Annotated in this window: 8 protein-coding genes and 1 pseudogene; 4 read left to right on the top strand and 5 right to left on the bottom strand. The window is 71.1% G+C overall.

Translation table 11 applies throughout. The features are described from left to right. The 3 genes and pseudogenes from A612_RS17895 to A612_RS08285 all read right to left on the bottom strand — a co-directional run. Positions 1-166 (bottom strand): annotated as a pseudogene (locus tag A612_RS17895) (outer membrane lipid asymmetry maintenance protein MlaD); the annotation flags it as partial. Between the two features lie 36 nt (positions 167-202). Continuing rightward, a complete protein-coding gene (mlaE, locus tag A612_RS08290) occupies positions 203-985 on the bottom strand; it encodes a lipid asymmetry maintenance ABC transporter permease subunit MlaE (RefSeq protein WP_019374039.1) in 783 nt (260 codons plus the stop codon). Then, a complete protein-coding gene (locus tag A612_RS08285; protein ID WP_040436388.1) occupies positions 982-1,803 on the bottom strand; it encodes an ABC transporter ATP-binding protein in 822 nt (273 codons plus the stop codon). Before A612_RS08285 ends, mlaE begins: the two co-directional genes overlap by 4 nt. A gap of 407 nt (positions 1,804-2,210) precedes the next feature. On the opposite strand from A612_RS08285, the gene speD reads away from it, so the two are divergent. Further along, positions 2,211-2,630, top strand: a complete 420-nt coding sequence (gene speD, locus A612_RS08280) for an adenosylmethionine decarboxylase (RefSeq protein ID WP_019374037.1) — start codon at positions 2,211-2,213, stop codon at positions 2,628-2,630. Further along, positions 2,630-3,592: a polyamine aminopropyltransferase gene (gene speE / locus A612_RS08275; protein WP_019374036.1), complete on the top strand. Its 963-nt coding sequence runs from the start codon at positions 2,630-2,632 to the stop codon at positions 3,590-3,592. The genes speD and speE overlap by 1 nt, the downstream gene beginning before the upstream one ends. A 69-nt stretch (positions 3,593-3,661) precedes the next feature. Here speE and lolD read toward each other — a convergent pair whose 3' ends face one another. Together lolD and A612_RS08265 are read right to left on the bottom strand one after the other, a co-directional pair. Further along, the gene (gene lolD, locus A612_RS08270) at positions 3,662-4,396 is read right to left on the bottom strand and encodes a lipoprotein-releasing ABC transporter ATP-binding protein LolD (RefSeq protein ID WP_040436385.1); all 735 of its coding nucleotides are present in this window, start codon (positions 4,394-4,396) and stop codon (positions 3,662-3,664) included. Next, a complete protein-coding gene (locus A612_RS08265) occupies positions 4,389-5,642 on the bottom strand; it encodes a lipoprotein-releasing ABC transporter permease subunit (RefSeq protein WP_019374034.1) in 1,254 nt (417 codons plus the stop codon). The genes lolD and A612_RS08265 overlap by 8 nt, the downstream gene beginning before the upstream one ends. A gap of 114 nt (positions 5,643-5,756) precedes the next feature. On the opposite strand from A612_RS08265, the gene A612_RS08260 reads away from it, so the two are divergent. Both A612_RS08260 and A612_RS08255 read left to right on the top strand, forming a co-directional pair. Next, positions 5,757-6,713 (top strand): hypothetical protein, encoded by a 957-nt coding sequence (locus A612_RS08260; RefSeq protein WP_019374033.1) that lies wholly within the window; start codon positions 5,757-5,759, stop codon positions 6,711-6,713. Then, positions 6,710-7,335 (top strand): DHH family phosphoesterase (locus A612_RS08255; RefSeq protein WP_019374032.1); only part of this gene is annotated, 626 nt, incomplete at its 3' end. The genes A612_RS08260 and A612_RS08255, both read left to right, overlap by 4 nt.

Raw genomic sequence — 7,335 nt, 5'->3', positions numbered from 1 at the left:
CCTGCGGCTTGAGGCCGCCGATGTTGTCGAAGCGCGCCGTCACGGTGTAGCCGCGGCGCCAGTCCAGCTGCAGCAGGTTGGCCGACTGCAGCGCCAGGAACACCAGCGCCACACCGCCCAGCAGCACGAAAAGACCTACCCAGATATCGTTCTTGGATGGCTGCATGTCGAATTCCTTGGCAAAAGCACCCGGCCGGCATCCTCAGATGCGGAACATGAGCGCGGTGAGCACGAAGTCCAGCGCCAGCACCGCCAGCGAGGCCAGCACCACCGTGCGCGTGGTGGCGCGCGACACCCCTTCCGGCGTGGCGCGCGCGGCATAGCCCTGGGACACCGCCACGAAGGTCACGGCCACGCCGAAGACCACACTCTTGACGACGCCGTTGCCCACATCCTTGACGACGTCCACGCCGGCCTGCATCTGGCCCCAGAAGGCGCCGGCATCGACGCCCAGCAGGACCACGCCGACCAGCCAGCCGCCCAGCACCCCCACGGCGCTGAAGACCGCCGCCAGCAGCGGCATGGCGAGGATGCCGCCCACGAAGCGCGGCGCCAGGATGCGCCGCTCGGGATCCACCGCCATCATCTCCATGGCGGCAAGCTGCTCGCCGGCGCGCATCAGGCCGATCTCGGCGGTGAGCGAGGTGCCGGCGCGGCCGGCGAACAGCAGCGCCGTGACCACCGGCCCCAGCTCGCGCACCAGCCCGAGCGTGACCACCAGCCCGAGCGCATCGGCCGAGCCGTAGAGCTGCAGCACGTTGTAGCCCTGCAGCGCCAGCACGAAGCCGACGAACAGCCCCGACATGGCGATGATGGACAGCGAGTGGTTGCCCAGGAAATGCACCTGGTCGCGCACCAGCGCCGGGCGGCGCAGCGCGCTGCCGGCCAGCCACGACAGGCGCACGAAGAGCCGCGCGGCGGCGCCAATGCCCGCCAGGCGCGTGCGCACCGTCAGGCCCAGCCGCGCAAGGCCGCGCCCGCTCACGGCGCGCCCCCGAAATCTTCCGCCAGCTCCGGCGCCGGGTAATGAAACGGCACCGGCCCGACCGGCAGCGCGCGCACGAACTGGTGCACCAGCGGGTCGGTGCTGGCGCGCACCTCCTCGGGCGTTCCCTGGGCAGCGACATTGCCCGGGCCGAGGATGACCATGTGGTCGGCCAGCCGGAAGGTCTCGTCCAGGTCGTGCGAGACGATGATGCTGGTCAGGCCCATGGCCTCGCCCAGGCGGCGGATCAGCTGCGCGGCGGTGCCGAGCGCGATCGGATCGAGCCCGGCGAAAGGCTCGTCGTACATGACCAGCTCCGGGTCGAGCGCGATGGCACGCGCCAGCGCCACGCGCCGCGCCATGCCACCCGAGATCTGAGAGGGCATCAGCGCGCGCGCACCGCGCAGACCGACGGCGTCGAGCTTCATCAGCACGATGTCGCGCACCAGCGCCTCCGGCAGGTCGGTGTGCTCGCGCAGCGGAAAGGCCACGTTGTCGAACACGCTCATGTCGGTGAACAGCGCACCGAACTGAAACAGCATCCCCATGCGCCTGCGCAGGGCGTACAGCCCGGCATGGTCCAGCCGGCCCACGTCCTGGCCATCGACCAGCACCTGGCCCGCCTGCGCGCGCTGCTGCCCCCCGATCAGGCGCAGCACGGTGGTCTTGCCACCGCCCGAGGCGCCCATGATGGCCGTCACCTTGCCGCGCGGCACGGTCAGTGACAGGTCGCGCAGCACCACGCGCTCGCCATACCCGAAGGTGACGTTGCGCAACTCCACGAAGGGGGCGGACACAGGGGCGCGGCGAGAGACCATGGAAGGAAGGGGGCGCAGCAAGGGCGCGGGCGCGCGGACGCGGACCAACCCGCCATCATAGGCGAAAGCCGGCGCCAGCGGGACGCCATATGTAAGAACTGTACATCTCTTATGACAATGGGCTATAATCGCTGGTTCTGAAAATGTCACGCTCGCCTTGCCGAGCGGATTGCTGTCAGCGTTGCTGTAGCGCCCTTGGGGCGCACTGCGGAACGAGGGCGCGGCAATGGCTTGGGACGCACCGCCGGTGCAGCTCCAGCGACATTCGCCTGCCGCCCGCCCTTCCCGGTGTGCCATCGAGGACCTGCGCAATGTGCCGGTCGGCGACCGCCGGGGGGTGCAAACCTTCGGCAACGCCATGTTGTCTGTCCCGCCCCTTCGGGGGCCTTGAATGAAGGTTTGCATCCATGAAGAACTACCAGACTGTCGTCCCCATTGCCCAGGCCGCCGCTCCCGCCGTGCAGCGCCAGGCCACGGGCCTGCACCTGATTGGCGACCTCTACGGGTGTATCTGCGACAGCCGCCTGATGCTCGACGCCGCGTACCTTGAGAATTTCTGCAAGGAACGCGTGGCGGCGGCCGGCCTGACCACCGTGGGCTCGCTTTTCCACAGTTTTGGCGAGGGCGGCGGCGTGACCGGCGTGGTCGTGTTGGCAGAATCCCACCTGTCGATCCACACGTGGCCCGAGTCCGGCTACGTGACGCTGGACGTCTACGTCTGCAACTACAGCGAGAACAACCGTCCGAAGGCCCAGAAGCTCTTCGACGACCTGCTGGCCGCCTTCAACCCGAACGATCCGCACCTGCACCGCGTCGACCGGGCGTGATGGAGGAGCGCAACCGCACCCCGCAGGCCACGCGCTACGTGGCCGAGCGCCTGACGGCCGACTTCGGCTTCTACCTGAGCAACAGCGCGCCGCTGGCTGAGCGCCAGTCCGCGTGGCAGCACATTGAGGTCTTCGAAAACCCGCTGTTCGGGCGCGTGATGCGCATCGACGGCTGCTTCATGACCAGCGAGCGCGATGAGTTCTTCTACCACGAGCCCATGGTCCACCTGCCGGCCATCGCCCACCCGGGCGTGAAGCGCGCGCTGGTGGTGGGCGGTGGCGACGGCGGCGCCGCCGAGGAGCTGCTCAAGCTGCCGGGCATCGAGCGCGTGGTGCTGGCCGAGCTCGACGGCGAGGTCATCGCCATGGCGCGCGAATGGCTCGGCGAGATCCACCGCGGCGCCTTCGACGACCCGCGCATGGAAGTGCGCCTGGGCGACGCGCGCGACTTCATCGGCCAGACCGAGGAACGCTTCGACCAGATCATCCTCGACCTGACCGACCCCTTCGGCCCGGCCGTGGAGCTCTACACGGTGGAGTTCTACCAGGCCTGCCGGCGTGCGCTGAACCCGGGCGGCGTGCTGTCGCTGCACCTGGGCTCGCCCGTGCACCTGCCGCAGAGCATCGGACGCATCGCCGCCTCGGTGCGCGAGGTGTTTCCGGTGTTCCGGCCCTACATCCAGTATGTGCCGCTGTACGGCACGCTGTGGTGCATGGGCATGGCCTCGGACAGCACCGACCCGGCGCTGCTGACGGCCGAGGAGGTGGACGCGCGCATCGCCGCGCGCGGCCTGCGGGACCTGCAGCTCTACAACGGCGCCATGCACCAGGCGCTGCTCGCCCAGCCGAACTTCGTGCGCGAGATCCTGGCGCAACCGGCGCGGCCGCTGCACTCGGGCGACCAGATCGAGGAAGTGCGCGATCCGTCCGAGTTGCCGCCGGTCAAGGTGGTGGCGGCCTGAGGGAGCAGGCCAGGCGCCTACCCTCCCGCGGAACATCTCCGGCCCCTGCCCTGCGGCACGGGGCCTTTTTCATGCCCGGGCGGGGGTGGCCTCTCCGTCCAGCCGGCCCGAGACCAACCGCACCATCCGGTCGCAGCGCGCCGCCAGCTGCTCGTCGTGCGTGACCATCACGAAGGCCGTGCCTTGTTGCCGCGCCAGGCGCAGCATCAGCGCGAACACCGTGTCGGCGGTGGCGCGGTCGAGGTTGCCGGTGGGCTCGTCGGCCAGCACGCAGGCCGGCTCCGTCACCAGGGCGCGCGCGATCGCTACGCGCTGGCGCTCGCCGCCCGACAGCTCCGCCGGCCGGTGCAGCACGCGCTCGGACAGGCCCACGGCCTGCAGCATCCGCACCGCGCGCGCAACGCACTCCTCGTAGGGCTCGCGCCGGATGCGCAGCGGCATGGCGACGTTGTCCTGCGCGCTGAACTCGGGCAGCAGGTGGTGGAACTGGTAGATGAAGCCCAGCCGCCGGTTGCGCAGCCGCCCCTGCGCGGCCGGGTCGAGCGCCGCCAGGTCCTGCCCGCCCAGCAGCACGCTGCCGCTGGTGGGCGCATCCAGCCCGCCCAAGAGGTGCAGCAGCGTGCTCTTGCCCGAGCCCGAGGCGCCGACGATCGCCAGCGTCTCGCCCGCGTGCACCGCCAAGTCCACGCCCTGCAGGACCGCCACGTCCAGCCGCCCTTCGGTGAAACGCTTGGTCAGGCCACGCGCCTGCAGCACTGCAGGTGCGCCTGCGCCCCCCATCGTCTGGTGGCTTGTCTCACTCATAGCGCAGTGCCTCCGCCGGATTGACGCGGCTGGCGCGCCAGCTCGGATACAGCGTGGCCGCGAAGGCCAGCACCAGCGAGATCAGCGCAATCGGCACGATGTCCGCCGCCTGCGGCTCGCTCGGCATGCGGCTGATCAGGTAGATGTCGTTGGGCAGGAAGCTGGTCTGCAGCAGCTGCTCGATGGCCGGCACGATCACGTCGATGTGGAAGGCCACCGCCAGCCCCAGCAACAGGCCGCCGAGCGTGCCGATCAGGCCCACCATCGCGCCCTGCACCACGAAGATGCCCATGATGCTCGCCGGGCTCGCGCCCAAGGTGCGCAGGATGGCGATGTCGGCGCGCTTGTCGGTCACCGTCATCACCAGGGTGGAGACCAGGTTGAAGGCCGCCACGGCAACGATCAGCGTGAGGATGATGAACATCATGCGTTTTTCCAGCTGCACCGCCGCATACCAAGTCTTGTTTTGCTGCGTCCAGTCGCGGATCAGCAGGTTGCCCGACAGGCTGTGCGCCAGCTGCTGCGTGACTTCCGGGGCAGCATGCAGGTCGCGCAGCTTCAGGCGCACGCCGGTCGGCCCTTCCAGGCGGAAGATGCGCTCGGCGTCCTCGTGGTGCAGCAGCACCAGCGCCGAGTCATATTCGTAGTGGCCGGAGTGGAAGGTGCCGGCCACGGTCATCTGCTTGAGGCGCGGCACGATCCCCGCGGGCGTGACCTGCCCGCCCGGGGCGATCAGCGTCACGGCGTCGCCCGTGCGCGCGCCCAGCTGGCGCGCCAGTTCCGTGCCCAGGACCACGCGGAACTCGCCCGGCACCAGCGCCTTGAGCCCTTCCACGCCCTCGGCCGCCAGGTCCGTCACCTCGGCCTCGCGCGCCGGGTCGATGCCGCGCACCAGGGCCCCCTTCATGTCCTCGCCGCGCGCCAGCAGCGCCTGGGACGCCACGAAGGGCGCGGCGCCCACCACGTTCGGGTTGGCGCGCGCCTCGGCCAGCGTGCGCTCCAGGTCGGGCAGCGCGGCGCCGCCGGGGGCGAAGATCTCGATGTGCGAGACCACGCTGAGCATGCGGTCGCGCACTTCCTTCTGGAAGCCGTTCATCACCGACAGCACGATGATCAGCGCCGCCACGCCCAGCGCGATGCCGAGCATGGAGACACCCGAGATGAAGGAGATGAAGCCGTTGCGCCGGGTGGCGCGCCCCGCGCGCGTGTAGCGCCAGCCCAGGGCCAGTTCGTAGGGAATCTGCATGAAGCGGAAAAGAGCGAAGGGGCTGCCAGGGCGCGTCCGCCTCCTGCGAAACAGCCCGGCGCCAGCGCGTGCATTGTGGCATCCCGGACAATAGCGCCGCCGCCGAATGCGCCCATGTCCGACACCGACCACCTGCTCATCCCCTTCGCCGCGAGCCATGCGCCCGGCTGCCGCCAGGCGCTGGCCACGCTGGCGCTGCCGCAGCTGTCCCGGCTGCTGGCGCTGCTCGGCCCCGGCACGCCGGACCCCGGCGCGGAAGACAGCTTTTCCCCGCCGCACGAGCGCGCCCTGGCGCGCCACCTGGGCCTGCCCGACGGGCCGCAGGACTGCCCTGCCTGGGCCGCGTGGGCCGTGCGGCAGCAACCTGAGCCGCCCGAAGATCCGTCCGGCGGCTGGGCCTGGGTGACGCCCTGCCACTGGCAGGTGGGCATGGACCAGGTCAGCATGGACCCTCCGGAACGCCTCGGGCTGGACGAGGCGGATTCGCGCGCGCTGCTGGAGGTGCTCGCGCCCTGGTTCGCCCAGGACGGCATCACCCTCGCCTACCATGCTCCCGACCGCTGGCTGGCGCGCGGCGCGCTCTTCGATGGCCTGGCAACGGCCTCGCTCGATCGCGTGGTGGGGCGCGACGTGCGCCCCTGGCTGCCGGACAAGGCGGCCGGACGGACATTGCACCGCCTGCACAGCGAGGTGCAGATGCTTCTCTACACCCATCCCTTCAACGAGGCACGCATCGCGCAAGGCGCCCTGCCCGTCAACGCCTTCTGGGTGCACGGTGCCGGCGCACTGGCTTCGCCCCCTCCCTCCCGCCCCCTCCCGCAGATGCCGGATGCCCTGCGCGAGGCCGCCCTGCGCGAGGATTGGCCCGCCTGGGCCGAGGCCTGGCGCGCCCTGGATGCCGGCCCGGTGGCCCGGTGGCTGGCGCGCGCACGTGCGGGCACGCCAGTGCGGCTGACGCTGTGCGGCGAGCGCGGCAGCTGGGAGGGCAGCAACGCGCGGCGCGGCATCGGCGCGCGCCTGCGGGCGCTGCTGGCCGGCGACCGCTGGCCCGCCCTGTACCAACAACTATGAAGATCACCATTCGGGATGTTCCCCCGCGCGCCGCCTGGGCGCTGGAGCAGGCGGGCGTGCACCCGCTGCTGGCGCGCCTGTATGCCGCGCGCGGCGTGCGCGCCCATGAAGAACTCGACGATGCGCTGGCCCGCCTGTTGCCACCCGATGGCTTGCGCGGCGTGCAGCGCGCCGCGCAGGTGCTGGCCGACGCCATCGTGCAGGACCGGCGCCTGGTGGTCGTCGCCGACTACGACTGCGACGGCGCCACCGCCTGTGCCGTCGCGGTGCGCGGCCTGCGCCTGCTGGGCGCGCGCCACGTGGACTACCTGGTGCCCGACCGCGTGGTCGATGGCTACGGCCTCACGCCCCCCATCGCCCGGCGCGTGCACGAGCGCGGCGCCGACGTGCTGGTCACCGTGGACAACGGCATCGCCAGCTGCGAGGGCGTGGCGGCGGCGCGCGCCCTGGGCTTGGCCGTGGTCGTCACCGACCACCACCTGCCGGGCCCGGAATTGCCGCAGGCCGACGCCATCGTCAACCCGAACCAGCCCGGCTGCGGCTTCGAGAGCAAGTGCATCGCCGGCGTCGGCGTGATGTTCTACGTGCTGATGGCGCTGCGGCGCGAGCTGCGCGCGCGCGG

The organism is Melaminivora alkalimesophila (assembly GCF_000282995.1).
Taxonomy (GTDB): domain Bacteria; phylum Pseudomonadota; class Gammaproteobacteria; order Burkholderiales; family Burkholderiaceae_C; genus Melaminivora; species Melaminivora alkalimesophila.
This window is presented reverse-complemented; position numbering and strand designations above follow the sequence as displayed.

Coding starts and splice junctions, on each gene's coding strand:
- A612_RS08265 (WP_019374034.1), bottom strand. CDS start 5,642: ATGCAGATTCCCTACGAACTGGCCCTGGGCTGGCGCTACACGCGCGCG.
- speD (WP_019374037.1), top strand. CDS start 2,211: ATGAAGAACTACCAGACTGTCGTCCCCATTGCCCAGGCCGCCGCTCCC.
- A612_RS08285 (WP_040436388.1), bottom strand. CDS start 1,803: ATGGTCTCTCGCCGCGCCCCTGTGTCCGCCCCCTTCGTGGAGTTGCGC.
- A612_RS08260 (WP_019374033.1), top strand. CDS start 5,757: ATGTCCGACACCGACCACCTGCTCATCCCCTTCGCCGCGAGCCATGCG.
- lolD (WP_040436385.1), bottom strand. CDS start 4,396: ATGAGTGAGACAAGCCACCAGACGATGGGGGGCGCAGGCGCACCTGCA.
- speE (WP_019374036.1), top strand. CDS start 2,630: ATGGAGGAGCGCAACCGCACCCCGCAGGCCACGCGCTACGTGGCCGAG.